The 25,043-nt window shown below is 48.8% G+C and carries 21 protein-coding genes and 1 pseudogene; 10 read left to right on the forward strand and 12 right to left on the reverse strand.

Features of this window, described 5'->3' with window-relative positions; genetic code table 11:
- Nucleotides 1–40: 40 nt before the first annotated feature.
- Nucleotides 41–1,114 (reverse strand): M42 family metallopeptidase, encoded by a 1,074-nt coding sequence (locus KZ483_RS16010; RefSeq protein WP_220348443.1) that lies wholly within the window; start codon nucleotides 1,112–1,114, stop codon nucleotides 41–43.
- A 121-nt stretch (nucleotides 1,115–1,235) separates the two neighbouring features.
- Nucleotides 1,236–2,501, reverse strand: coding sequence for a multidrug effflux MFS transporter (locus KZ483_RS16015; RefSeq protein ID WP_258881744.1), 1,266 nt, complete (start codon nucleotides 2,499–2,501; stop codon nucleotides 1,236–1,238).
- A 78-nt stretch (nucleotides 2,502–2,579) separates the two neighbouring features.
- Between KZ483_RS16015 and KZ483_RS16020 the strand changes: the two genes are divergently transcribed.
- The gene (locus tag KZ483_RS16020; protein ID WP_258881282.1) at nucleotides 2,580–3,665 is read left to right on the forward strand and encodes a permease; all 1,086 of its coding nucleotides are present in this window, start codon (nucleotides 2,580–2,582) and stop codon (nucleotides 3,663–3,665) included.
- 15 nt (nucleotides 3,666–3,680) lie between these two features.
- Entirely contained in the window at nucleotides 3,681–4,619 is a 939-nt protein-coding gene (locus tag KZ483_RS16025; RefSeq protein ID WP_220348445.1) for a TIGR03943 family putative permease subunit, read from the forward strand.
- 46 nt (nucleotides 4,620–4,665) lie between these two features.
- Here the strand turns inward: KZ483_RS16025 and KZ483_RS16030 are convergent, their stop codons facing one another.
- Complete coding sequence (locus tag KZ483_RS16030; protein ID WP_220348446.1) at nucleotides 4,666–6,546, reverse strand: LTA synthase family protein; 1,881 nt, start codon at nucleotides 6,544–6,546, stop codon at nucleotides 4,666–4,668.
- A 272-nt stretch (nucleotides 6,547–6,818) separates the two neighbouring features.
- Between KZ483_RS16030 and KZ483_RS16035 the strand changes: the two genes are divergently transcribed.
- The 3 genes and pseudogenes from KZ483_RS16035 to KZ483_RS16040 all read left to right on the forward strand — a co-directional run.
- Nucleotides 6,819–8,408 carry a S8 family serine peptidase gene (locus tag KZ483_RS16035; protein ID WP_220348447.1) on the forward strand — a complete coding sequence of 530 codons (1,590 nt, stop codon included), beginning with the start codon at nucleotides 6,819–6,821 and terminating at the stop codon, nucleotides 8,406–8,408.
- A gap of 196 nt (nucleotides 8,409–8,604) precedes the next feature.
- On the forward strand, nucleotides 8,605–8,811 hold the full coding sequence (locus KZ483_RS28635; protein WP_258881283.1) for a hypothetical protein: 207 nt from the start codon (nucleotides 8,605–8,607) through the stop codon (nucleotides 8,809–8,811).
- Nucleotides 8,812–8,823: 12 nt separating this feature from the next.
- A pseudogene (locus KZ483_RS16040) lies at nucleotides 8,824–9,804 on the forward strand (MFS transporter); the annotation flags it as partial.
- An 81-nt stretch (nucleotides 9,805–9,885) separates the two neighbouring features.
- Here the strand turns inward: KZ483_RS16040 and KZ483_RS16045 are convergent.
- Entirely contained in the window at nucleotides 9,886–10,941 is a 1,056-nt protein-coding gene (locus tag KZ483_RS16045) for a M42 family metallopeptidase (RefSeq protein WP_258881284.1), read from the reverse strand.
- Between the two features lie 582 nt (nucleotides 10,942–11,523).
- Between KZ483_RS16045 and KZ483_RS16050 the strand changes: the two genes are divergently transcribed.
- The 3 genes from KZ483_RS16050 (at nucleotide 11,524) to KZ483_RS16065 (ending at nucleotide 15,167) form a co-directional block, all read left to right on the forward strand.
- Complete coding sequence (locus KZ483_RS16050) at nucleotides 11,524–12,366, forward strand: AraC family transcriptional regulator (RefSeq protein ID WP_220348448.1); 843 nt, start codon at nucleotides 11,524–11,526, stop codon at nucleotides 12,364–12,366.
- A 532-nt stretch (nucleotides 12,367–12,898) separates the two neighbouring features.
- Complete coding sequence (locus KZ483_RS28640; RefSeq protein ID WP_258881285.1) at nucleotides 12,899–14,149, forward strand: LVIVD repeat-containing protein; 1,251 nt, start codon at nucleotides 12,899–12,901, stop codon at nucleotides 14,147–14,149.
- A gap of 478 nt (nucleotides 14,150–14,627) precedes the next feature.
- A complete protein-coding gene (locus KZ483_RS16065) occupies nucleotides 14,628–15,167 on the forward strand; it encodes a superoxide dismutase family protein (RefSeq protein ID WP_220348450.1) in 540 nt (179 codons plus the stop codon).
- 55 nt (nucleotides 15,168–15,222) lie between these two features.
- Here KZ483_RS16065 and KZ483_RS16070 read toward each other — a convergent pair whose 3' ends face one another.
- Nucleotides 15,223–15,738 (reverse strand): C40 family peptidase, encoded by a 516-nt coding sequence (locus KZ483_RS16070; protein WP_220348452.1) that lies wholly within the window; start codon nucleotides 15,736–15,738, stop codon nucleotides 15,223–15,225.
- Nucleotides 15,739–16,066: 328 nt separating this feature from the next.
- On the opposite strand from KZ483_RS16070, the gene KZ483_RS16075 reads away from it, so the two are divergent.
- On the forward strand, nucleotides 16,067–16,549 hold the full coding sequence (locus KZ483_RS16075; RefSeq protein WP_220348453.1) for a C40 family peptidase: 483 nt from the start codon (nucleotides 16,067–16,069) through the stop codon (nucleotides 16,547–16,549).
- Between the two features lie 84 nt (nucleotides 16,550–16,633).
- Here the strand turns inward: KZ483_RS16075 and KZ483_RS16080 are convergent, their stop codons facing one another.
- A complete protein-coding gene (locus tag KZ483_RS16080) occupies nucleotides 16,634–17,575 on the reverse strand; it encodes an NAD(P)/FAD-dependent oxidoreductase (RefSeq protein WP_258881286.1) in 942 nt (313 codons plus the stop codon).
- Nucleotides 17,576–17,718: 143 nt separating this feature from the next.
- Between KZ483_RS16080 and KZ483_RS16085 the strand changes: the two genes are divergently transcribed.
- Nucleotides 17,719–18,699, forward strand: a complete 981-nt coding sequence (locus tag KZ483_RS16085; protein WP_220348454.1) for an alpha/beta hydrolase — start codon at nucleotides 17,719–17,721, stop codon at nucleotides 18,697–18,699.
- A 107-nt stretch (nucleotides 18,700–18,806) separates the two neighbouring features.
- Here KZ483_RS16085 and KZ483_RS16090 read toward each other — a convergent pair whose 3' ends face one another.
- The 6 genes from KZ483_RS16090 to KZ483_RS16115 all read right to left on the reverse strand — a co-directional run bounded on the left by KZ483_RS16090 (nucleotide 18,807) and on the right by KZ483_RS16115 (nucleotide 24,983).
- Nucleotides 18,807–19,751: a hypothetical protein gene (locus KZ483_RS16090; RefSeq protein WP_220348455.1), complete on the reverse strand. Its 945-nt coding sequence runs from the start codon at nucleotides 19,749–19,751 to the stop codon at nucleotides 18,807–18,809.
- Nucleotides 19,752–19,930: 179 nt separating this feature from the next.
- Nucleotides 19,931–21,733, reverse strand: coding sequence for an ABC transporter ATP-binding protein (locus KZ483_RS16095; protein WP_220348456.1), 1,803 nt, complete (start codon nucleotides 21,731–21,733; stop codon nucleotides 19,931–19,933).
- Between the two features lie 78 nt (nucleotides 21,734–21,811).
- Nucleotides 21,812–21,967, reverse strand: a complete 156-nt coding sequence (locus tag KZ483_RS16100; RefSeq protein WP_220348457.1) for a paeninodin family lasso peptide — start codon at nucleotides 21,965–21,967, stop codon at nucleotides 21,812–21,814.
- Nucleotides 21,968–21,996: 29 nt separating this feature from the next.
- Complete coding sequence (locus KZ483_RS16105; protein WP_220348458.1) at nucleotides 21,997–23,934, reverse strand: asparagine synthase-related protein; 1,938 nt, start codon at nucleotides 23,932–23,934, stop codon at nucleotides 21,997–21,999.
- Nucleotides 23,935–24,121: 187 nt separating this feature from the next.
- On the reverse strand, nucleotides 24,122–24,412 hold the full coding sequence (locus KZ483_RS16110; protein ID WP_220348459.1) for a PepSY domain-containing protein: 291 nt from the start codon (nucleotides 24,410–24,412) through the stop codon (nucleotides 24,122–24,124).
- 82 nt (nucleotides 24,413–24,494) lie between these two features.
- Nucleotides 24,495–24,983, reverse strand: a complete 489-nt coding sequence (locus tag KZ483_RS16115; protein WP_220348460.1) for a P-loop nucleotide/nucleoside kinase family protein — start codon at nucleotides 24,981–24,983, stop codon at nucleotides 24,495–24,497.
- Nucleotides 24,984–25,043: the final 60 nt, after the last annotated feature.

The raw sequence follows: 25,043 nt of genomic DNA on the forward strand, positions 1-25,043 counted from the left end.
GGCTTTAACAATCTTTATTGCGGCATTCGAAATCATATTACTAGCCGAACAGCTCGTTAACCTTGTCCCGGTCCAGCTTCTTGATCACTGCCGTCAGAAGCGCTGCGGCTTGATCAAAATCGCTCTTCGACATTATCGCATTATGGCTGTGAATGTACCGGGTCGCAAAGCCCACAACGAGGGAAGGGCATCCGATCCCGCTCGTATGGAATTTACCAGCATCCGTACCGCCGCCGGATAATGCGTCCACCTGCACCTTGATGCCGTTTTCTTCGGCTGTATCCATTACAAGATCGCGCAGTCCGGTATGCGGAACCATAGAGGCATCAAAAAGCAGCACCAGCGGACCGTCGCCGACATTGCATGCCATATGCTGCGATTCGTTGCCGGGGGTATCGTAAGCTATGCCCACATCGAGCGCGAAAGCAATATCGGGCTCGACCAGGTTCGCGACTGTACCCGCCCCGCGAAGCCCCACTTCCTCCTGAACAGTGGCTCCCGCGTAAACGATGTTAGGGTGTTCCCCATTTTGCAGCCTTTTGAGAACCTCTACCGCAAGCGCGCAACCTGCACGATTATCCAGTGCTTTGCCCACCCACAGCTCGCCGCCGCGCATCGTTGTAAATTCGGAAACGGGAACGATCCAGTCTCCCGGTCTAACGCCCATTTCTTTGGCATCCTCTTCATCTTTCGCGCCAATATCGATATATAGATCCTTCAGCTCCATTACTTTTTCGCGTTCTTCCTTTTTCAATATGTGCGGCGCCTTGGAGCCGATGATGCCTATATATTCGCCTTTGCGGGTTTTTACCTTCACACGCTGCGACAGAACATTATGCGGCCACCATCCGCCGAGCTGGTGGAAACGGAGAAATCCCTTGGGGGTGATTTGCGTGACCATAAATCCGATTTCGTCCAAATGTCCGGCCAGCAGAACCTTCGGTCCGTCAGCCCGGCCCGTTTTCTTGCCTAACACGCCTCCAAGCCGGTCTTTTACAATTTCGTCGCTTAAAGGCTGTAAATATTCCTGCATGACAGTGCGCACTTCACGTTCGTGTCCTGGTACTCCGTCAGTTTCCGTCAGCTGTTTCATCATCTGCGTCATTGCATCCATTATGAGATATTCACTCCTTGTTTAGTAATATTGGCTTAATTACTCCGGTTATACGCGCTGATGTCTACTTAAACGTTCGACAACAGGAAGGGAATTCCTTTTCAAATGAACTCTGCAGCGCTTACACCCTGCTGCGTCTTGCAATCAATACCATATAAGTGACAATCGCGCCGGCTTCGCAAGCTGCAATGACGATAGCGAGCGGGACAGCCGTACCGCTGCCGGCGATACCGACGAACGGTGCCGCGACTCCGCCGAAAATGAAGGAGAGCAAACCGAGCAGAGCCGAAGCGCTGCCTGCTGCCTGCCCCTGATTCTGCATCGCCAGTGCGAATGTTGAGGTACTAACGATACCGACGCTTGATACGATGAGGAACAGCGCAGGTAATATCGTATACAGTCCAATACCGGCAGCGGCAGCAGCAAGCAGCAAAGCGCCCCCTCCCGCAGCGATCGATAGACCTGCCGCGAGCAGCTTGCTTTCTCCGACCCGCGCGGCGAGCCGTCCTGTAGCCTGGCTTGCTATGATGATACCCAGACCGTTCACTGCGAAGCATAAGCTGTACATTTGCGGCGATAGACCGAAGATATCCTGGAGGACAAACGGCGACCCGGCTATATAAGCGAACATGGCTGCCATAACGAGTCCTTGCGTGAGCGCAAAACCCATAAACGTCCGGTTGCCAAGAAGGCGTCCGAACGCCGTGAAAGTGGTCCGTATCCCCCCGCTCATCCTCCTCTCGGGCGGAAGCGTTTCCCGGAAGCCTAAGCAGACGGCCGCAGCCATCACCGCCCCGATAACCGCGAGCACTGCAAATACGCCCCGCCAGTTAGTGATCTGAAGAATTTGTGCGCCGACGACAGGGGCTAGTATCGGAGCGGCGCCGTTCACCAGCATGAGCAGTGCGAAGAACTTGGTCATTTCCGTTCCTGAATATAAATCGCGAACAACAGCCCTGCTGATGACAATACCTGCCGCGCCGGCCATCCCCTGAATAAACCTCAGACCCACGAACGTCCAGATCGATGGAGCATAGACGCATAATACCGACGATACCGCATAAACGATGAGTCCCGCTATGAGGGGCAGCCGCCGTCCGCGGATATCGCTAAGAGGTCCTGCGAACAGCTGCCCTAGCGACAATCCGAGCATACATGCGGTGAGGCTGAGCTGAATAAGCGAAGCGCTCGTGTGCAGATCATCCCCAATCGCCGGCAGCGCCGGCAAGTACATATCCAGTGACAGCGGTCCGAACGAAGCCAATGAGCCAAGAATGATAGCCATCCATAATCGTTTCGAGCGTCTGAGCGGTTCGGCGGCAGCTTCCTCGGCATTTGTCTGCATGTCAGCCATTATACTCATCAACCCCCGGTCGGAATTCGTAATTGCTCTTTGAAGAGCATATAATAGAATCTATCAAATCCACAGCTCACGATTCTTGGCTTACTAGTCTGGAGGCGAAAAATGCGAGTCCCGCTACCTTTAACACGACCAAGAAATCCCATGCTGCTGGCGGCGGTTATAGCCGGTATTGCATTAGTCACGATGATTCTCGCAACATGGAATCTGCCGAAGCTTGATTCCGAATTTACCGCGAACTTCAAAACGATATTCATCAGCATTTTGCTGGAGGCTCTGCCTTTTATGATGCTTGGGGTGCTGTTTTCAGCGCTCCTGGAAGTGTTCGTTTCGGAAAAAACAGTGCGCCGGTTCATTCCGGACAATCCCCTGCTCGCTATTCCGTACGCATGCCTGCTCGGGTTCATTTTTCCCATATGCGAATGCGGCCTCACTCCGGTTATACGCCGGCTGATGAGTAAGGGCATGCCGCTCTATGTAGCTATCGTGTTTATTATTGCGGGACCGATTATTAACCCGATAGTCTTGATCTCAACGATTGTCGCGTTCCGGATTCAGCCGTCAATCGCTTATTACCGGCTGGGACTCGCTTTTGCAATAGCAGTGATTATCGGTTTGTTCATTTGGCGTACCGTGAAAGCCGACCCCCGGCGGACGGCTGCGTTATCCGCTCCTCGCCCTGTTACCGTGAAGCGGATGAAGCTGGCTGGGGAGAACAGGCTTCATCAGATATCGCATGCCTTGGCCGACGGGCCTGATGTGCGGGAGCATTCACACAGGGGAAGCAGGATCTCCTCGCTGCTCAGCCATGCCATTGCGGAATTTTTCGAAATGGGCAAATATTTGCTGTTCGGCTCCATCCTTACCGCTCTGGTTCAAACGCTTGTTTCCCGAAATGATTTGACTTCGCTTGGCGAGGGCCTGATCAGCTCCCACTTGTTCATGATGGGGTTTGCTTATGTACTGTCGCTTTGCTCAACATCGGATGCCTTCGTCGCATCTTCTTTCATTACTTTATTCACGAAAGGCTCCCTGCTTACCTTCATGCTGCTTGGACCGATGCTCGATATGAAGAGCACGATCATGCTTCTGTCTGTTTTCAAAACCAGATTCGTACTGCTTCTCGCTGCATTGATATCAATCACGGTACTGCTCGTCACGATCATCGCAGAGCAGATTCTACCGATGTAAGGAGTGACTGTCCGTATGTCCAAAATATCAAAACAACAGCAGCCGATTCATGGCGCTGTTCAATCTCTCATTCTTCTCGGTTTCGGGTTATACATTCACTATCTGGTGTTCTCAGGTCATATTAATTTCTATATCGCGCCGCGTATGCAGCTGTATGTTGTGATGGCTGGCATTGGGCTTGACGTGATGGCGCTCTATCACGGCATGCGAACCTTCCGAAAGTATGCAGCAAGCAAACGCTCCTCCCGCGACTCCCGCGACCCGGGTAACCATAAACCGGCCGCATCCCCGCTGCTTAGAAGCGTTCTGATTAATCTCTTCTTCCTCTTCCCCATTCTGCTCGGGTTTCTTACGCCGGATAGGGCGCTCGGAAGCTCTCTTGCCGCGAAGAAAGGTATTAATCTCGGAGACGCCGCGAATTTCCGCCAAGCCATGGAAAGCTCGCCGCTTGTCGGCAGCGGTAACCCAATCGTAGGGATTCCATCCGACCAGAAGCTTGCGGAGATGTTTCCCAAAGACGAATACAGCGGCGAATATGCGAATCTCGGAATCCAGTTATTCAAGAAGCCTGTTATCAACGTGCAGGACACCGGATACGTCGAGGTGCTCTCCGCTCTCCAGATGTATATGGATAATTTCACTAACAAACCGATAGAAATCAACGGATTTGTGTACCGGGAAGAAGGTATGAAGCCGAATCAGTTCGTTATTGCCCGTTTCAATATCCAGTGCTGCGCAGCCGACGCAATGCCGCTTGGTATCCTGGTCGAATCGGATAAGGCGGCGTCCTATGCCACTAACAGCTGGGTGCACGTATCCGGAAAGCTGGGTAAATCCAATTACAGCGATGCCGAGGTGCTCTCAATCAATGCAGATGGAATGAACGGCATACCGGCACCGAAGAATGTATATGTACAGCCGCAATCGGATTTCTCCTTCGTGAACCGGATGTAAGTTTTAAAAGAACGCCACTCTGTATTAGAACGGCGTTCTTTTTCATTTATGGTGCTCTCTTCGGCAGCTGCTTCACATACTGGTCCGACAGCTTCATTAATCCCATCACATAGTCATAGTCCTTGCGGTAACGGGCTATATCTTTTACCGGCTTCAGGGTTGTAAGCGATACAGCTGTCCCGTCATCGAAGCCTTGGCCCGGAATAAACAATATATCATTGTTGAAGAACGAACCCGTCGGGAGGTAGTAGCGCATGCCGAACACATTGCGGTCGATATTCAGCAGATCATGACCAAACGCGGTGAAGCCCTTATCCTTTAAGGATATTCCCATTAAATTGGCAACCGTCGGCATTATATCAAGCTGACCGCCGACCTGATTGACGATTTTGCCCTTCGTCTCCCCTGGAATATGAATCAGCAGCGGAATATTGAACCGGCTTACATGCTCGTTGTATGTGATTCCAAGTGCCGCGCTCACCATTGCAGGATCGTTTTCATTAGGCTGCAGGCCGAAATGGTCTCCGTAGGCAACCAGCACCGTATTGTCCCACATGCCATTCGCTTTGAGGCGGTCGATCAGAGTGCCAAGGGCATAGTCCGTATAATTGATGGCTGTAAGGTAGTCTCCGAGCTGCTTGCCCTGCATGCTGCTTGGAACGGTTATTTTCTTGCGGTTGTCAGGCACCTTGAACGGAAAATGGCTGGATACGGTGACAAACTGGGCATAGAACGGTTTATTCTGCTTCTGAAGGGCTGAGAGCTTCTCTACGCCTACACGGTAGAGCTCTTCGTCAGAGGCGCCGAAATCGTTGAAATGATCATTATTATAGTAAGGCTTATCGTAATAATGGTCAAAATTCAAAGCCGGATACAGCTTGATCCTGTCCCAGAAACCGACATCGTTCACATGAAACGTATCGGCGGTGTAGTTCTGCTGCTCCAGCAGGCGGGGAAGGCTTGGCAGCTTCCGGTCGCCGTATCCTGTCGACATCGCGATGCTTCCCGTAGGATAAATCGACGTATTGGACATAAACTCCGCATCCGATGTGTTCCCTTGTCCGATCTGCTGGAAGAAATGTGGAAAATAAAAGCATTCATTCACCAATTTGTTCAAAACAGGCGTCAGCTCCTGATTGTTCACCTTCAGATGAATAGGGAAATTCTGAAACGCCTCCAATTGGACGATGATGAGATTCTTGCCCTTCGCAGCTCCGAAATATGCCGGTTTCGCAGCAGCCGCTTTACTCGCATAGGGATAAGTGGCTTCCAGTTTATTAATCTGAGCGACGGTTTCCTTCAAATTGCCGGAAGCGATCTCCCTGTTTTCCTGGCTGGCCTTGATGGCGGCCGCGACCTGATAGTCGAGGAATCCGAGGTTCTCCGCCTGCACCATTTCATTCTCGATCGAACCGGACAACTGGATATATCGCCCGGAGATAACCAGACATATGATGGCCGTAAGCGCGATCCCGATTTTCCAGACGGGCTTCCTCCCGCTTACCCGCTTGCCTCGCACTCTATTGATTGCCCATATAACTGCCATCACGACTACATCCAGGATGAACAAGTAATGAGCGGGTTGTATCGTCGATTGGACGCTTGCCCGAATTTGCAGCACCTGCTTGAGCTCCAGCAGCGCCGTATAGGTCGGAACCGAACCGAAATGCTCATTATAAAGCGTCGAGGAAAACAGCATCAGTGAAAATATCAAATTAAAGATCCAGTACGCCGGCCCCTTCATTCTTGCAGAAACAAGCAATTCCAGTAGACAAAGCAGTACAAGAAGCGCCAGACCGTCTGTCGTTAACCGGTCCCAGGCGATTTCCTTGAAGAAGAAATAACGAAGCAGGACCAGCTTGAGAAAAAGCAGGATGAAAATCAAATAGAAAGGTGTCCTTTTGAAGTTCTCGGCAGCCTTGTGCATTCCAGTTTCCTTTCCCTATTAAAAAAATGTAAATTTATTCTTAAACATTATAGCAGTTTTAATAGAGTGGATCTAATCAGAGGGATTAATGCAAATCCAGAAAAACTGGGTATTATGACCCATTCTCGGATGTCATATATGGGTAAAAATACATATTTTTCCTTTAGTATGATAGAAGGACCGCTTGTTGTGGTTATATAACCATTGATAGAAGGAATTCAAACATCATGATGCCGCAGAAATGGACTCTAATACCGAAGGGAGATCGATTTATGAGAATTAAGATGCAAACCGGAATTATTTCTAAAGCATTTGGCGTTATGATGGTGCTCCTTCTCCTGTCAGTCAATTTAGCCGCTGCCGCTCCGGCACAGTCTGAACGACATTCCTATCTGGTAGGCTTAAAACCGGGCGCGTCGTCTAAAGCATTAGAGGCTGCGGGTATCCAGTTTGCATCGAAGTGGGATAATTTGGACGCCGTTAACATCATTGCAACTGATGCGGCGATACAGGGTCTAGCCCGCAATCCCAAAGTCAGTTACATCGAAGAGGATCGCCCCGTTTATAAGAGCAGCATCGGCTCATCCTATACGGACGGCGCCTTCACATGGGGTTTGCAGGCGGTTCACGCGGAACAGGCATGGAATGTGAAAGCGACGGGACAGGACATCAAGGTTTGCGTGCTTGATACGGGAATCGACTACGGGCACCCGGAATTTACGCGCAATGGCCAGTCGATTATCAAAGCAAGTAAAAACTTCGTTGCCGACGGTCATCCGGATGCCACCGACGGTGACGGACACGGCACCCATGTGGCAGGCACGATTGCCGGACAGACCAGCGACAGCGGAAGCCGTATCGGAGCTGCGCCGGGCGTCGATCTCTACGTGGCGCGCGTCCTGGGAGACGACGGCAGCGGAACAACCAGCAGCGTATTAAACGGCCTTAACTGGTGTCAGGAGAACAAAGCCAATATCGCCAATCTATCGCTTGGCAGCGACAGACCTTCCCAAACGGAACGAAAGGCGTTTGACCTGGCCTATAAGAATGGCATGCTCAGCATTGCGGCAAGCGGAAACGACGGCAGCGGCAAAATCGGTTATCCCGCCAATTACAGTTCCGTTGTGGCGGTTGGAGCCGTTGACAGCAGCCTGAATCTGGCCGGGTTCTCCAATTACGGTAAAGGCCAAGAGCTTGTTGCGCCGGGTGTAGGCACACTGTCGAGTGTACCAAGAGGCACCGGCCTCCATGGGATTACCAAAGAAAACGAGAACGGAGTCGAAACGAGCTACCGAAGCTACGGAATCGAATATGCGGGACTCGGAAGCGCGGCAGGCCCGATGGTCGAATGCGGTTTGGCCGATTCTGCCTCCTCCTGCAGCGGGAAACCCGCCTCCGGGGCCTGGATAGCATTAATAGACCGGGGAAGCATTACATTTGGCGAGAAGATTCAGAACGTAACTGCCCAGGGCGCATCGGCGGCAATTATCGTCAATAACGATGCAGCCAGCCCCGATGACCCGGGCAACTTCACATTAGGGAGCGCAGGAAGCTGGATTCCCTCGGTATCCGTCTCATACGATAGCGGCATCGCTATCCGCAGCGGCGGACTCGGTGCGGGCAGCGTAGACCTCTCCGCATGGGATTACAGCTACTTCGAGGGCACATCGATGGCTACGCCGCATGTATCGGCTGTAGCAGCGCTTGCTTGGTCCGCCAATCCGGGTGTGACGAATGATCAGATCCGTACCATTCTTCACACGACCGCTCAAGACTTGGGGCCGGCCGGGCAGGATAATCAATTCGGCTATGGTCTGGTTCAGGCCGATGCGGCGGTGCAGATGGCCAGAGGAGGATTCTAGCATACATGATTAAGTAAAGCTCCCGGTACCCTTGCAATAAGGTACCGGGAGCTTTCTGCTTACACTTTTAACGCGCCGATAATAGCCCCTTTTACGAAATACTTCCGGAAGCGGATAGACGCAGAAGGAAATCGGGCCCATATGAGCGAATCGATATAACACATCGCATGAATTGAATGGGGGAAAAACCGGCATCATGAGTTATCGAAGTTCACCGATGGACAAGGGCGCTCCCCTTGCTGCCGTAAACATTTCTTACTTTCTATTGTTCTATGTGGCCATCTATATGGGCAACGCTATTTACGGAACGTTTCTCCCCTTATATTTCAATAATATCGGGTTCTCTCCCTCTCAAATCGGCACGCTGCTCAGCCTTGGGCCGCTCGTTGCGATTCTGGCCTAGCCGCTATGGGGCGCTCTGGGCGACAAGTCGAAGACAAAGAACTTTATATTGAAGCTGCTGATCTGCGGCAGCGGGTTAACCGTGCTGCTTTATCCCTTGTCCGACAAGTTTGCTTACCTGCTGCTCGTTGTATGCCTGTTCACTTTTTTTCAAACGTCCATATTTGCCATTAGCGACGCCATAACACTGGAGGGTCTCGGCAGACAGGCCGGGAGCTATGGAATCATACGGATGGGCGGGACGTTCGGGTTCGCGGTCATGTCCATCTTATTCGGTTTTGCCGCTACTAATCACATCGGTTCGATGTTCTGGGTGTACGCTCTTGTCATGCTGGCAAGCTTCCTTCTCATTTCCCGTTTCCCGATCATCAAGGGGCATCAGTTCGCCGGGCGGAAAATGCAGGTTTGGGTGCTCTTCCGCAACCGCAAATTAGCGCTTTATTTGACCATCAGCTTCGTTCTCAACATTACGCTTGGTTATTATTACGCCTTCTTCCCGTTATACTTCAAGGAAATGGGCGGGGATAATGTACTCCTTGGATGGTCAATGGTTATTTCTTCATTAAGCGAGGTCCCGTTTCTCCTTTATTCCGCTAAAATATTCCAACGTATCCGGATCCCTTATATTTTGCTGGTGGCCACGATCGCCACGGCGCTTAGGTGGTTTCTGTTCTCGGTCATACACAATCCGTACTGGGTCCTCCCGGTACAGGCTCTTCACGGACTTATCTTTATCGTGCTGTCCGTAACGATGGCTACCTTCATCAATCATGAGGTGCCGAATGAATTGAAGGCGAGCGGACAGACGCTGAACGGACTGCTGAATCTGGGAGCGGCCCGCATCATCGGCAGCTTCGTTGGCGGGATCGCGAGCGAGTTGCTCGGGCTGGAGAAGACATTTATGTACAATTCGATTATCGCTCTTGTCTGTATAGTGATTCTGTTCTTTGCCTTCGTGAAACGTAAATCGCCTGCAGCAAGCGCAAGTACATAATCGCCCTTATCGGGCGGTCTTGCGCCGCGACAAGAGCCTTAGTCTGAATCAGCTTCAGACTAAGGCTCTGATATGAATGCGCTATTGTTCATCCATCACATAAGCCAGCAGGAGGACCGCTGTGTTAACGACCGCATCCGCATGCGTCCGTTCCATGCCGTGAGAGGCATGTACGCCCGGGCCGATTAAGGCCGCTCTGATGCTGCTTCCGCCTTTAAGTGCCGCTGAAGCGTCAGAGCCGTAATGCGGGTATATATCAACCGCATACGAAATTTGCTCCCTTTTGGCCAAATCGATGAGTTTGGAAGTCATATTGTAATCGTATGGTCCTGAGGAATCCTTGGCACAGATGGAAACATCACGCTCGGTTGCCGACAGGTCATCGCCTATCGCTCCCATATCCACTGCGATCAGCTCCGTTATATCCGGTGGAATATGGGCGCTTCCATGCCCCACTTCTTCGTAGGTGGACAGGATCAGCTTAATAGTTCTGGAAGGCGTTTTGCCCTCGCGCTTCAACCACTCCATCAACCCGAACACCGCGGCTACGCCGGCTTTATCATCAAGGTGCCGTGATTTGATCCAGCCGCTCGGCAGGAAGCGGGTTCGCGCATCCCATGATATAAAATCTCCTACACCAATGCCAAGCTTCTCCACATCTTCCTTGGATTTCACCATTTCGTCGATGCGGATCTCCATATTCGCTTCTTCCCGCTTGAAATCCCGCACATCGGAGTAAACATGAACCGAAGGCTTGGTTGAAAGGACGGTCCCCTCGTAAATTCCGCCTTTCCGAGTATGTATAAGGCAATATTCTCCTTCGACCGTTTGCATCGCATAACCGCCGACCGGTGTAAAACGAATCATCCCGTCCGGCTTTATTGAGCGGACCATCGCACCCAATGTATCGACATGAGCCGAAATTCCGAGCGTTTCACGAGAGGAATCGCCCGGTATGGTTATGATTCCATTCCCTTTCGGTGTAATCTCGAGCGAATAACCCAACTGCTCGACCTCCTCCCGCACGACGTTCATAACTTCCGTACAGAACCCGCTCGGACTTGGCGTTTCCAACAGCTGTTTCAATATCCGCATGATATATTCGCGATTCAGTTGCGGCATTAATGGCGAGAGCATGGATTAAATCCTCCTATTTTAAGTTTCGAGTCCCCAAGAAATAATCGTTCATACTGGGTATAACTACCATTCTATTAGAAGGCATCCTATTATACAACAAGTTAACAAATCCAAACTAATTTCTTCTATGCCAAGCTCCCAAAGATGAAGAATCATTAAACATTCGGAATATTCTCATTTGACACTAATGAATAATGCGGAATAGGATTAATCATCAGAGCGATTAAAGTGGAACGGTCCCACTCACTGCACTTCCGATGAATTTACGGCATTTGATACTGCTTTCAGGTCGAGGAGATCAAAAAATTGAACCTCGCCGCTTTCCGCAAGCGATAGTGACTATTGAGTTGAAAGGGCTGATATTATGAGCAGAAATAAGGTTTTTACAGGTTCGCCCTGGGAATCGCTCCGTAGGCTACTGCCGTGCCATTCGTGTAGGAAATCGAGTTGAAATAGCAGTCTCATTGACCCTCGCTTATTGGTTGAAATAGAGGTTGAAGCTATAATGGATTAATAAAATCTATTTAGCATCGGGCCATCTTCTCAGGCAGAAATGTAATGTGCTACAAGGAGGCATTATCCATGAATGACCAAACCGGACCGAAGTATCTGATTGGGGAGGATTCCTTCTCGATCCAATACATGTCCCGCACCGGCTTTAACAGCATGCCCCGCCCCCATGAGCATTCCTATTATGAGCTTTATTATTTGCTTAACGGAGAAAGAGTTTATTTCATGAACGGAAACGTCTATACGGCAAAGAAAGGCGACATGATAATCATCAATCCCCATAATCTTCATTCTACAGCCAGCTCGGAAAAACCGGGATTTGAAAGGATATTAATTAACTTTTCAGAAGCCTTTATAAAGGACGGAGATTCGCACATCGTAAAGCTGTTGCCATTCGAGCAGTCAAGGCTGCTTAGAATTCCGCTCAAGGATCAGCCCGAAATTGAGCATTTGCTCAAGCTCATGCTTGCTGAATGTAAAGACGAACCCCCTCACTATATTGCCTATGTCCGTTCACTGATGAACGAGCTTCTGATTCGAATCCATAGAATCGGCATCTCGGTCCGGGAGTCGCCCGAATACGAGCATCCGATGCACCATAAAGTATCGGAAATAGCCCAATACATCAATAATCATTATGATCAGAAAATCACTTTAGAGCAGGTAGCCAACCAATTTTATATCAGCCCTTCTTATCTCAGCCGAATTTTCACTAAACTTACAGGCTTCCATTTCCGTGAGTATTTGCAAGTCGTAAGAATTCGGGAAGCACAAAAAAGACTCGTAAACAGCCGCGAGTCCGTTCAGTTAATAGCCGAAAAAGTCGGGTTTGAGCACATCGCGCATTTCAATAAAACGTTTAAAAAATTAGCGGGTACGACACCGCTGCGTTACCGGAAACAGCATAAGGGATAAGGTCTGCCGGACGGTCGATACGCTTTTCGCCCACCTTTTCCTTTTGTCCGTCATAAATCGGCATTCCCATATTGCGGATTACTGTGTCCTTGGTGTATATGCAAGGAAAAATTGAAAGATGAGTTCTCGCTAAATTGAACACAACAACTAATATCAGGTGACATTTCAAAAAAAGTAACCGGGGATTCGTTTCCCGGTCTTTTTTTTTCGACATGAATGTACCGGCATAATGTACCAACGCAAGAAACTAGCCAGAAAATATTGAGAACCAGTTTATTCTAAAAGAGAAGACCTTGTTAAATCAAGGTTAACCGGGTCCTGTCCAAGAAAACACCTGATTTACACCGTACATTTTTGCGTCCAAGCGTTTGTGATATCCATGCAATATACTGTATTACCATGATGTACAGGCTTTAATCGAGATCGCGGGGGGATGGCTATATCGTTAACGCTCCGATTGAAAACTGGAACCAAGCGATCAAAACCATAGTGAAAAGCTTTGGAATAAATTTAACTTGGAGGTGTGAACTTATTGGCGGTATTATCCACCGGACCAATTAATAATAGTTCTGTAACTGGTGTAAGGCCTACACCGTTTGTCACCATCATAATCGATAATCGGAATACAGTAAGCTCCTCGGAAATATTGATTGAAGGTTATTATTTAAACGGCACCAGAAACATGTACGTACTAGAATTGTTATCAGTGGAGCCAAATGCTGTTATAACCAGGAAATATTACGCAAATTTCGATGCTTTTGAATTTGTCTTTACCACAAGCGGAGCTGCCGAGAGCGAAACTCAAGTTTCTGTATGGGGAAAAAATGCATCGGGGCAATTGGTAGCTGCCCATCGAATCGTTTCGGATGAGCTCTTAGGTTCGACAGCAGCAGGTCCTCCAGGTCCTCCAGGACCACAAGGGCCTCAAGGACCTCAAGGACCTCAAGCGACCCCTACATTTCTTTATGTAACTAATGTTGGCGATGATACTGTAGAAATCTATAATATTACCGTGCCAATAGCTCCTGTTCGAGTAGGTGAGTTTAATGGAGGGAATTTAGTTAGTCCTAGGGGATTGGCGATTACAGGTACCACTCTTTACGTAGGAAATGGAAATGATCCTAATGTCGATATTTATGATATTGCCATTCCTACAGATCCTGCTCATTTAGGGGAGTTTCATGGAGGAGATATATTTTTCTTCGGGTCTTTTGATTTGGCGGTTACAGGTACCACTCTTTATGTAGCTAATATTAGTTTTAGCACTGTAGCTATCCATGATATTACCAATCCAACGGCCCCTATATTTGTTGGGGAGTTTGGGGCAGGTGAGATACCATTTGCCACCACTGGATTGGCGATTACAGGCACTACTCTTTATGTAACGAATTTGGGTAACACAGTAGAGATCTATGATATTACCAACCCGACGGCTCCAGTGCATGCAGGAGGGGTTAATGGAGGAAATTTGGTTAGTCCTCTCGGATTGGCAATTACAGGAACCACTCTATATGTAGCAAGTAGTGGGGACAACAATGTAGTTATTTATGATATTACAAATCCTGCTGCCCCTGCATTTGAAGGGACGTTTGGTGCAGGGGATTTAAATAGTCCTGTTGGCTTGGCTATCACGGGTACTACTCTTTATGTATCAAATTCTAACGATAGCACTATTGAAGTTTATAATATAACCAATCCTACAGCTCCCGTCCGTATAGGAGAGTTTGGTGCAGGGGATTTAAATGCCCCTAACTTTTTGGCTATTTTTACGATAGTAGACTAAATGTCCTATGATAAAGGTTTATGTGCTGTGTCCGGGGGACAAGAACATCGGTAATGGGTCGTGTAAGTTATTGTCCTTTTAACGATGTATGTTCTTGTCCCCCGAAAATGATTGGAATTATCACGGTTCGTTTAACGAAAAGATTTGTGGAGCTTTCAATGTTTTCACCATTGTTTGTGTTCCGAGGGCTCTAAAGCTCCGAAAATTCGCGAATAGGCTCCATCCACCGGCATACTTCACTGTACTGCGGGCTAAACACATCTAATTTGCTACATATTCTGACGGTGCTTCTCAGAATCGAAGGCCCCTTTTTACTCAGGCATTATTCGAGATGCCTGAATGGCTTTCGCATTCTGGCAAACCAGGCTATTTTTTTCATCAAGGTGAAATTAAATATTTGCTTGATAATGTTTTATTTGGCTTCAAAAAGTAAAAGCTTATCTATGAAAACTAATTTTACGGCTGCCAGGAGGAAAACATGAAAAAAATCGCAATATCGATTTGTTTGTCATTAAGCCTGCTTTGCTTTAACTCAGCCTTTGCCAAAGCGGCGTCCGCCGATGCAAGCGTTCCCGCAGTGACGGTGAAAATTGTGAATAGTGACGGCCGAGCTATCGGAACGGCGCAGCTTGTACAACAAACGCATGGAGTTCACATTTACCTTCAAGCGGAGAAGCTGCCACCCGGGACGCATGGTATTCACTTTCACACAATCGGCAAATGCGAGACGCCCGATTTCAAGTCGGCGGGAGAACATTTCAATCCGCAGGGTAAACAGCACGGCTTTCACAACCCGAAAGGCTTTCATGCAGGGGATTTATTAAACATCCAAGTCGGAGCGGACGGCAGAGTAAAGGCGGAGCTGGTGAGTCAGACGGTCACTCTCGTTAAAGGTAAGTCCAATTCTTTATTGAAGCCGGGCGGTACGTCGTTAATGATTCATGAGAAGGCAGACGATTATGTAACGGATCCGGCAGGCAATTCCGGCAGCCGAATCGCTTGTGGGTCAATACAATAATTAAACAAAAAAAGGCCCTGCCCGGAATACCGGGTCAAGGCCTTTCGTCGTTTTATTAGAGTACGCGGCGTGCGGTAATGAACCTTTTCTGATAAGAGGAAGAGTTGAAGTTGCTGATTGTTACGCCATATACGGAGCCGGTGGTGTTATGAATGAATTTACCGTCCCCCATATAAATGCCGACATGATTCACCTTCCCTGGAGTTTTGACGCTGAAGAACAGCAAATCACCTTTCTTCAGATTGCTTTTGCTGACAAATACTCCCTGTTTACTTTGAGCGGATGAACCCCATTTAAGCGTAACTCCCTGAGAAGCGAATACATATTTGGTAAAGGAAGAGCAGTCAAAATAAAGCTTCGAAGGATTATTCACACCGAACTTATATTTCACTTTACCAATAAGCGACCCGGCGAAATTAATAACCGAATCCGCCTTCTGCGCCGATGATGCGGACGCCTGGACTTGAGCCGTAGCCGCATGTGCGGATGGTGTAGAAATCGCTGATGCAGACAGGATAATACCAAGACAAGCTGCACCAATTGCAAATTTACGGAGCGCGTTCTGTTTCATTATTCCAAGTAGCCTCCCTAGAAGTTTTCTGCGATACTCCCTGATTAAACACCCTCGCGGGCAGAACACTCGCTTCGGAAGCATACGCAATGCTGGATGTGCGAACAGTATAGCACGCACTCCAAAGGGACAAGCCTATTCTAAGAAAACGCTAATCAAGCAATTTATTCCATATTTTATTAGAAAATTCTCATGCTATTCTCATAAAGTCCCAAATGACCTGCTCTCAGCGGGTTTTCACCCTCATATACCAATTTGGGTTAGTTTAGTCTGTGTTATATTAATAAACAGTAAAAAGCACAGTAATAACGGAGGGACAGCATAGAAGATGCAGAAGTTCAGAATACTTAAGAAATTTGCAGCTATCAGCTTATGCACTGCGATCGGTTTCTCGGCCGCCTGTTTCGGTTCTGCTGCGAAAACGGAAGCCGCAGTTCCGGCTTCAACTAAATTAATCGCAAAAGGTAAGCAATATTTGGGAGTCCCTTATAAATTCGGCGCACCTGCCAATGTGAAATACGCCTTCGACTGCTCCTCCTTTACACAATACGTCTTCAAGTTAGCCGGTATTTCGCTGCCGAGATCTTCTTCCGCACAAGCATCGGTCGGCAAGAAAGTGATCAAGAGTAATTTGAGCGTTGGCGACCTTGTGTTCTTCAAGACCAACGGCAGGGGCATCAGCCATGTTGCCATTTATGCCGGAAACAATAAAATACTGCACAGTTCGAGCAGCAAAGGCGTCACGCTCGCCGACATGTCGACGAGCTACTGGAAAAAATCCTTTGTTACCGCGCGCCGCGTCATCAAGTAAACACTTCTATGACAAACCAAGCTCAAAAGCCTACAGGTTAATCCTGTAGGCTTTATTGTTCATCAAATTATTAGCAAAATTTTGTTACTGCAGCAGGCTTTTATGTATCCAGATCGCCGCTTGCGACCCGTCACCCATTGCAATTACCGCCTGTTCAGAATGGACTGCGACATCCCCCGCCGCCCATACATGCTTTACATTCGTCATTTTGGTTCTTGCGTCGACTGGAATGTGCCGGTTATGTGTAAGTTCAACACCCAACTGTCCGGCCAAGGAAGATCTGACTTCGTTTCCTCCGAATGCGATGAAACCGTAATTCCCTTCAATAAAAGTGTCATTCTGAAGGACGGCTCCCTTAAACTGCGTTCCCTGTACGACAGCTTGTTTTATCGGCTCTTCGATATATACGATCTTATGCTTCCTCAATTCCTTGAGAATCTCATCGTCAAACGGTACACGCTCATGGTTAATATAAACCAAATCTCGAGTCCAATAGGTCAGGGTAAGCGCCATCTCCGCTCCGGATTTACCTGCTCCCATGACAATCGTTCGTCTGTTCCTTGTTTCATACCCGTCGCAATCGGGACAAATGAATACGCTTATTCCCAAGCAGGGAACCAGCTCCGGGAACCCAGGGATACGGTCCTTCACTCCGGTGGCTATCAGAAGTCTATGGGCAGAATATTGTTCGCCGTTGTCCGCCGAGATCGAGAAATACCCGTCTGACTTCCCTGCTTCCACAGCGCGGGCGGTCATAAATTCGATTCCCAGTGCTTCGGCTTGCTTTCGGCCGGTCTCGCGTATATAAGGACCGCTTACCCCCTCCGGCCAACCCAGAATGTTATGATAGCTGTTGCAAAGGTTCGATCTTCCGTCTTCGCTATCCAATACCAGAACCTTGCGATGATATCTTCCGAGCTGAATCGCCGCCTGTAAACCGGCGAATCCGCCGCCGACAATAATGCAATCGTAGTTCAGAGCAAATTCCTCCCGCTTCAGATTTCGGCCGGTTTTGATATGTCTCATTATTCCGGTTTCCGTGCCCTTTTAATCAAATTTTAATAACATTTTGCTATGATAGCGGAATGAAGCCTGTGAAGATCGTTAATAACAGGGGTACATCCTGGGCATTCTAACGTCAATAAACACCTGGTGAGGGGGTTCTTCTCATGACCGTTTATTCATTCGCGATAACTCTGCTCGCGCTTCTCGCGGCAGCTGGTGCCGGGTATAAGATGTCGGAACTGGTTATTCATATTAGAACCTTTGGAGATGAAGACATTTACCGGTTTGAGACGGATGCTGGCACACTGGTGCGGGAAGATGTCGAGCGGCTCAGCCGGGAAGAGGCTCAGATCGAATCACCTTTCGGATATCAGCTTCGGGGCTGGTTCTTCCCAGCGCAGCGGGATGAAGGGAAAGCCGTCGTTCTCGTTCATGGCGTGACCTCTTCACTCATTGGATCGCTCAAATATATGTACCTGTTTCGCCGCAGAGGCTTTCACGTCCTCGCCTACGACCACCGGCGGCACGGACTGAGCGGCGGAAGCTCGACAACATTCGGCTTTTACGAGAAATACGATTTGAAAGCTTGCATCGATTGGCTGTTATCCAGGTGCGGACAAAATTGCAGGATAGGCGTATTGGGCGAGTCTATGGGGGCGGCCACGGCTCTGCAGCATGCGGCCATCGACAGGCGTGCGGCTTTCTACATTGCAGACTGCTCGTACTCAGACTTGACGGCGGAGCTGAAATACCGGCTGAAGGAAGATTTTCGTATGCCTCCATTTCCTATGCTGCAGCTGGCCAGCCTGTTTGCATGGCTTCGTTCGGGGTTCCGTTTCAGGTTCAGCCATGTTTCACCCGTACGCGATGTGGCAGATGTGGAAACGCCTGTATTATTTATCCACGGGGACGAAGACCGCTATATCCCAAAGGAAATGACTCTTCAGCTTTATGGCGCGAAGAAAGGCTTTAAGCGATTGCACCTGATGCGGGGTGCGGACCACGCCCAGTCTCTGCGCACGAACCGCGAGGAGTATGACTGCGTCGTGGGTACGTTCCTGGCGGAGCTCGGCCTCGCGGAACCGGCTGATTCCCCGGATATTTCCTCTCTGCAGCTTACTCCTCCATCCCCTGTGAACACATAACACAAGCAAACTGCCGCGGGCCGACCGGCAGTTTGCTTGTGTCAGAGGACATTCATCCAATATAAGGTCACATCCGAAACAATCCCAAGGTATGAATTAAGAGGGGCTTAATCGAGGTTTATTTGCTCGATCCATTCGGTGCGCTTGCTTGTCATGCCTGCCAGAGCGGAATCGGCCGCCGAACTCTCCGATTGGAGCTGATTTGCGACAGTTCTGACTTGATGGATCGCCTTAAGCAGTTGATCATGTGCATGTTGAATGCGTCCCTGGACAACCCAGTCGACGATGAGTCCGTCGAACCAGTAGTCAGCCATCTTCAACATTCCGCCTGTCTCGATTTCAATATCGACGCTGCGCTGCAAGTCTGCCAGTTCATCTCGAAAATCGAGCATCAGGTGATTCGCATTATGAATAAACTGCTTTGCATCATCGATGTGGTTATGTTTCAGATGTGTACTGACAATGCCGCCGCCGCCCCACAAGTCCCACTTGCCCCAGCCTTCCGCTTTCGACAAGCTTGTAGAAGCATCCTCTAGCGAAGCCAGGACGCGCTGACCAGCCCTCCATGCTTCATGAAACTCTTTAACAAGGATGGCCTGATTCGCGATCTGCTCCTCCATTTCTGCCAGCTCGGATGATAAGAGTGAACTGCGGAGGGCGGATTCCTTCTCAGCCATCAGCTGGTCGTACTCTCGCTCGGCATTTCGGTAGTTTGCAAGATCGTCCCCGACCCGTTTTAAATCTGCCTCCAAATCTGCATACAGCTGCTTTGCTGCCTGCAGCTGCAGCGCTGCGGCAAGCACTTGCTGACGCTCCATCTCAAGCTGCTCTTCCTTACTTCGAAGAATCGTGTGAAACAGGTTGGTAAGCGACAGCCGGGTTAATTTATCGACATCGACCTGCTCCGATTCAAGCTGCAGTTCGAGCTGCGAAATGAGCCGCTCCTGCTCGCGCAGCCTTTTTTGCAGCTGCTCCCTTCTGCGTTCGGCCTTATTCAAGCGGAATTTGCCTTCCTTAGCTTCCGCTAACCGGCGGTGAAATGTATCTGTCATTAATAATTCCTCCGTTTCATGGATTAAGTGGGAATTCATGTATTACTGCTTTTTATTACGTTAGCTTGCGTGTTCGGTTCCGGAGGCGGGGGGATTTTGAAATCAAAAAAAAAAAAAGCCCGCCAACTAAGTGAACGGGCCATTGATCGTTATTCATGGTTATTTTGCGATAAGTGTTCTTAAACGTTTACTCCCGCTTGATATCCCAGCAGCTTGCTGAACGTTCCGGTTGTTTCTCTTGAAAGCTGGTGATATCCACCCTGCTGGATCAACCGTCCGCGGTCCAATACGATCACCTGGTCAGCATTGCGGATCGTCGACAACCGGTGGGCAATGACGATAATCGTCATCTGGCCCTTGAGCCGCTCCAGTGCTTCTTGAATCTTCGCCTCATTCTCACTGTCAAGGCTGCTGGTGGCCTCATCCAGCACGAGTATGGCTGGCTTTCTGAGAATCGCCCGCGCCAGGACGATCCGCTGCCTTTCCCCGCCGGAAATTCGAAGCCCCCGGTCTCCGAGAACAGTGTCCAGCTCCTGAGGCAGATTCCGGACAAATTCCTCTGAAGCCGAGAACCTTAAGGCCTCCCACATGTCTTCCTCGCTTGCATCCGGTGCAGCTACAGACAGATTTTCTCTGACGCTGGCATGGAACAGGAAAGGATCCTGCGAGACATAGCTGACGGATCTCCGCAATGCGAAAGCCGTTTCTTTGACGAGGGGACTTCCGTCTACCAGGACCTCGCCTTTCTCAGGTTCATTAAGGCCTATCAGTATATCGATCAAGGTGCTTTTTCCGGCACCGGATTTGCCGACGATAGCTGTCATACTGTTAGCGGGTATGCAAAGACTGATATCCTGAAGGGCATAAGAGGAATGATTCCTGTCGTAGCTGTAATAAATATGACGGCATTCAATCCCCTGCTCGATGCGTAAGGATCGGCCATTGGTATGGATATCATCCAAATCCAATTCCTTGTTCGCGTCACATTCCTTCTGAAGAGCCAGCAAACTTGTAAATGCCGGCATCGATTGGGCGATCTGTTCCCAGTTGGCCTGCAGCATGGCGAACTTCGGCCACAAGCGGGAGAAGATAATGACGATTAATAACAGCTGTCCGGCCTGTACGTCGAACACCTCGAAGGATACGTAAACGAATAAGACGATCAGTATGATGGACACTATTTTATAGTAATATTGCGAAGTGGATTGCAGTCTCGCGAATTGAACGAAATTATTTTCCATCCGATAACACAGCCCGCGAAATAAGGACAAATGCTGCCCTTCCATCATATTGCTTTTAATATCTTTAATGCCGTTGAAATGGTCGGTGATTCCGGCCATAAAGCTCTGTGACAGCTCTGTCGTTTGATCCCCTATTATTTTCGATTTTCGGATAAATTTACGAGCATAAATTGCCAGCGTTAAACCGCAGATAAGAATAACAGCGGTAAGCTTCGCCGACAGGAAGAACGCGAAGCCGATCTGCACAACCGTGAACAGAATCGTCGTCATAATTCTCAGGGTGAGATAGGTTCCCGTACTGACGCGTGTCAGCTCATTCGTCATAATATGATTGAAATCCGATTTTCTTTTTCTCAGGAAAAAAGACCACTTGGCCTGCAGTAAGGACTGATATACTTCGAGCCTCAAATGACGTACAAAGCCCTGTTGAATGGTCAAATTCATATTCGTTTGATTGCGCTGAAGCTGTGCCTGGACTAACAACAATAGAATGAAAATTCCAAGAATAACGGGCAGCTTCATGCCTTGCGGCAATTCTGCAAGCGGCTTGGCCAATGCGGAAATATACGGCACTCCGGCAGTACTCAAGCTGAAAAGGCCGATCAGGCTGAGCATCGGAGCTAACAGATAGATTCCAACGCCTTCCATCAAGCTTATTACCGTCATTCCAATTAAATTGATATACAGCTTCAGACCCGCAAAATCGTGCAGCTTTCTGATGTAAACAAGTATTTGAGCCACGTTGATCTCCCCTTATAGGCTGTTAAAGAGGGAAGCCCTTATACATTATTATCATGTATAAGGGCTTCTTGAGGAATCCTATGATTCCGGTGGTTTACCGTGTCCGGGGTGTTCAGGAGGGGTATGTGGGTTGGCGTCCATGCCTTTGAAGTCAATCCATGTACCTTTTCCCGCCATCGTCATGCTGACATCAAGCGTTTCCAAAGAAGGTTGTTTCCACGCTTTCTTTTCCATTGGTTTCACCTCCTTTCAAGTTGAGCCTTTTATGCAAATTGTTTTAAAAACCGGTAGGCAATAATACTGCGCATCAGAAATCTTGCGTCCGGATCATAAGCAAGCTCCGGACTCGGCGAAACTCCGATTTTTTCAATAGAATCCTTGATCTGGCGGATATTTAAAAATTGAGATGAGGCGGAGTCGGTGCAAATTTTCCGAGCCTCTTCAACGAAGCTGCTCCATGAATGGAACATGCGGTGAACCCAATCAGCTCCCTGCACACCGCGAATACGTTGATTTAAGCGGACTTTATCGGGCAAATAGGTTGCGGTCGCCCTTCTAATCAGCGAACGGTCGAAACCGTTCTGCACATACTGCCCTATTGGCACCGACAAGCAGAATCGGACGACTCTCGGATCGCAGGTTGGATCCCTCTCCCAAAGGCCATAACGCAGGGATAATTTGGTTCCCGATGCCCCCTGCATATTCGAGAGGGCCAAATTCTTGAAATGATTTTCTCTGGACTCGAACGCATCAACCGAGGAACTGCCGAGCCCGACATCATGGTTTTGAAGCTTCTCAAAAACATTCGTGCTTCTCGCAAAATCCGGATTGATCAATACCGGGATTTCCGTATGGCCGTGAGTACCGTCGGACCGGTCCAGAAATGGAAAAGCGGATTTCGTTATGTAGGGCAGCAGCCGGGACCTGCCGATACCAGTTCTTCGACTATAATGCTTTAACTCGCGGTAAAATCGAATCCACTGCATTTTCCTTATGAGAAGAATATAGTAGTCGATGGCCGGGCCCCAAGATATCGAGTGGTTCCCTTGAGCTCCTGTTAATAGAACCCCGATTCCTTCCTGCTGCGCTTTCTCGAAGATGCCTTTAATCCAAAATGAATTCTCAAAAAATTTATAAGGAGACTCCAGAAGCTCGAGCCAATCATCAATGTCCGTGAACGAGTTTCTATCCGGGAAATCCAAATAATTATCCGTTATATTTCCCACATGCTGTACCGTGTCCTGTATATAAGGACTCTCATTCGCCACACTGCTTCTCCCGGTCCAATCTATGAAATCCGATGGCGGAATATAACTGTAGGTATGTAACGTTTTCCCTTCATTCCTAAGAGGCGAAGAGGCAAAACTGACGACAGCGCCGGAATCCAGCCCTCCGCTGAGTGTAGCGCCAACCTGCCGGTGCGTCCGAAGCTTGGACGTAACGGCTTCCTGAAAAACATGGCGAAACGCTTCTTCATACTCCCCGTCTGATTGCAGGTTCAGTTTCTCCACCGGTGCCGCTAAAGAGCCGTATGCCTTCATTGTCATTTTGCCGTCCGCCACTGTCATCGTGTGGGCAGGCGGTAGCTGGTTGATTCCCTTATATACGGTGGAGTGAAAATCCACAGTATCCAATACGATCGGTATTGTCAGGAATTCGGCAAACCATGACTCGTTAAGCTCCTTCTTCACTCCGGGTAAACTAAGAAGCGGAGAGATTGTCGTGCAGAAAGCAAATTGCCGCTGGCCGCCATGATAATACAGAGCGCGGTTTCCGACTAAATCCCTCGCTCCGAATAGAAGACGTTTCTTCTCGTCCCAAATAACAAACGAGAAATCGCCGACCAAATAATTCGGAGCCGCTTCTCCCCACTTGCGGTATGCGAGCAAGATGAGCTTACTGTCCGGCATCCGGTTTCTATCGAAGGGTTCCACCTGCAGCCTGCTGAACAGTTCATTTCGATTGTCAATGATCGCATCTGCGGTAATGGCCAGCCGATGAGTTTCGTCGAAATAAGGCAGCCGTTCACCGATAGACTCCGGAGTGATCCATTGCGTATGGCATCCCAAGAATACAGGACCGCTATGCCAGGCATTGGCGTCGTCGGCAGGATATCTCTGCAGTGCCTGCATCAGAGTTCCGCTTTCCTCTACAGAAACAGTCTCACCGTGATAATTCAGAATTCCGACTATAGCACTCATTGGATCCTCCTAGTGCGACTATCGTCCTGATTCAAAAGCTCTATCAGCTTCTTTATGATACGTATTGTATCATATATTTCGAAAGATTCAATACGCTTTCGGGGGGTCGTATTTAAAAAACAGAAAAAAATTGAAAGGCCAACCGGAACAACAACTCCGGTCAGCCTTGTTTAAAAGTCGTATCGAATTATGTTACATAGTCGAATCCTTCTTCATCGCCATTGATCGCGTTTATATAAATTTTTCTGACCAGGTCGATTCCTTTGACGGGAATAGCATATACAAGATCCCCGTCCTTTACTTCAAGAACCGGGGCACCGGAGATTTGCAGCATTTTGTTCAACTTATGTGCCGCTTCTTCGGGTGAGAGTTTCGGTCGTAGCGGAAAGTCTTGTTTATAATATCTAAAATAATTCACGGCATCGAATTGCACGAGCCTGCCTTTAGCCAACATGAATATTTTTGTCTTTAATGTCATTGACCGTTCTCCTATCGTCTGCGCATCAAGCTTATGTTATGAAGACCGCATGACCAATTTAACAAATCCACCAAATAAACCGCTAGTAAACCAAAGTATATCCCAGCTCTTCCGGAAATGGAGGTTCAAAAACCAACATCCATTCTTTAAGTGTACTCTCAGGAATGTAAGCCGCTCCCGGAGGGAGTTCTGTATTTCTTGCCGCAAGGCGCGCTGTAAGATCCTCTGCTGGCGCATCTGCAAAGTGGATTTTAAACTCGGCCCCCAATTCCGCCGCACGCAGACGCATATCGTCCCTCTGGCTGCGCACCCAAAATCCGAAGTCCAAAATTACATCCACGCCCAGTTCTAAAACCCGTGCGGCAACGTCCCAAAGCAGAGATTCCACTAAATCGTGGCGCTCACTATGTCCAGTTTCGTTAACATCCTGTCCGAACAAACGAGTATGCCATTCATCAGGAGTAAGGCGAAGAGCCGAATATTTCTGTTCAAGCTGACGTGCTAGAGTGGTTTTTCCACTGCATGGAAGTCCAACCATTAAGTGAAGTGCTGCGATAATTCCGACCTCCAATGCTTCGCGATCTTCACAAAAAAGCTTCCGTAAAAGTCAATCTAATTATAGAACGAATGT

It is taken from the genome of Paenibacillus sp. sptzw28 (assembly GCF_019550795.1).
Lineage (GTDB): Bacteria > Bacillota > Bacilli > Paenibacillales > Paenibacillaceae > Paenibacillus_Z.

Coding starts and splice junctions, on each gene's coding strand:
- KZ483_RS16100 (WP_220348457.1), bottom strand. CDS start 21,967: ATGGAAAAGAAAGCGTGGAAACAACCTTCTTTGGAAACGCTTGATGTC.
- KZ483_RS16080 (WP_258881286.1), bottom strand. CDS start 17,575: ATGAGACATATCAAAACCGGCCGAAATCTGAAGCGGGAGGAATTTGCT.
- KZ483_RS28635 (WP_258881283.1), top strand. CDS start 8,605: ATGAGTTATCGAAGTTCACCGATGGACAAGGGCGCTCCCCTTGCTGCC.
- KZ483_RS16050 (WP_220348448.1), top strand. CDS start 11,524: ATGAATGACCAAACCGGACCGAAGTATCTGATTGGGGAGGATTCCTTC.
- KZ483_RS16065 (WP_220348450.1), top strand. CDS start 14,628: ATGAAAAAAATCGCAATATCGATTTGTTTGTCATTAAGCCTGCTTTGC.
- KZ483_RS16035 (WP_220348447.1), top strand. CDS start 6,819: ATGAGAATTAAGATGCAAACCGGAATTATTTCTAAAGCATTTGGCGTT.
- KZ483_RS16020 (WP_258881282.1), top strand. CDS start 2,580: ATGCGAGTCCCGCTACCTTTAACACGACCAAGAAATCCCATGCTGCTG.
- KZ483_RS16010 (WP_220348443.1), bottom strand. CDS start 1,114: ATGGATGCAATGACGCAGATGATGAAACAGCTGACGGAAACTGACGGA.
- KZ483_RS16110 (WP_220348459.1), bottom strand. CDS start 24,412: ATGACATTAAAGACAAAAATATTCATGTTGGCTAAAGGCAGGCTCGTG.
- KZ483_RS16070 (WP_220348452.1), bottom strand. CDS start 15,738: ATGAAACAGAACGCGCTCCGTAAATTTGCAATTGGTGCAGCTTGTCTT.
- KZ483_RS16085 (WP_220348454.1), top strand. CDS start 17,719: ATGACCGTTTATTCATTCGCGATAACTCTGCTCGCGCTTCTCGCGGCA.
- KZ483_RS16045 (WP_258881284.1), bottom strand. CDS start 10,941: ATGCTCTCGCCATTAATGCCGCAACTGAATCGCGAATATATCATGCGG.
- KZ483_RS16105 (WP_220348458.1), bottom strand. CDS start 23,934: ATGAGTGCTATAGTCGGAATTCTGAATTATCACGGTGAGACTGTTTCT.
- KZ483_RS16030 (WP_220348446.1), bottom strand. CDS start 6,546: ATGCACAAGGCTGCCGAGAACTTCAAAAGGACACCTTTCTATTTGATT.
- KZ483_RS16075 (WP_220348453.1), top strand. CDS start 16,067: ATGCAGAAGTTCAGAATACTTAAGAAATTTGCAGCTATCAGCTTATGC.
- KZ483_RS16090 (WP_220348455.1), bottom strand. CDS start 19,751: ATGACAGATACATTTCACCGCCGGTTAGCGGAAGCTAAGGAAGGCAAA.
- KZ483_RS16025 (WP_220348445.1), top strand. CDS start 3,681: ATGTCCAAAATATCAAAACAACAGCAGCCGATTCATGGCGCTGTTCAA.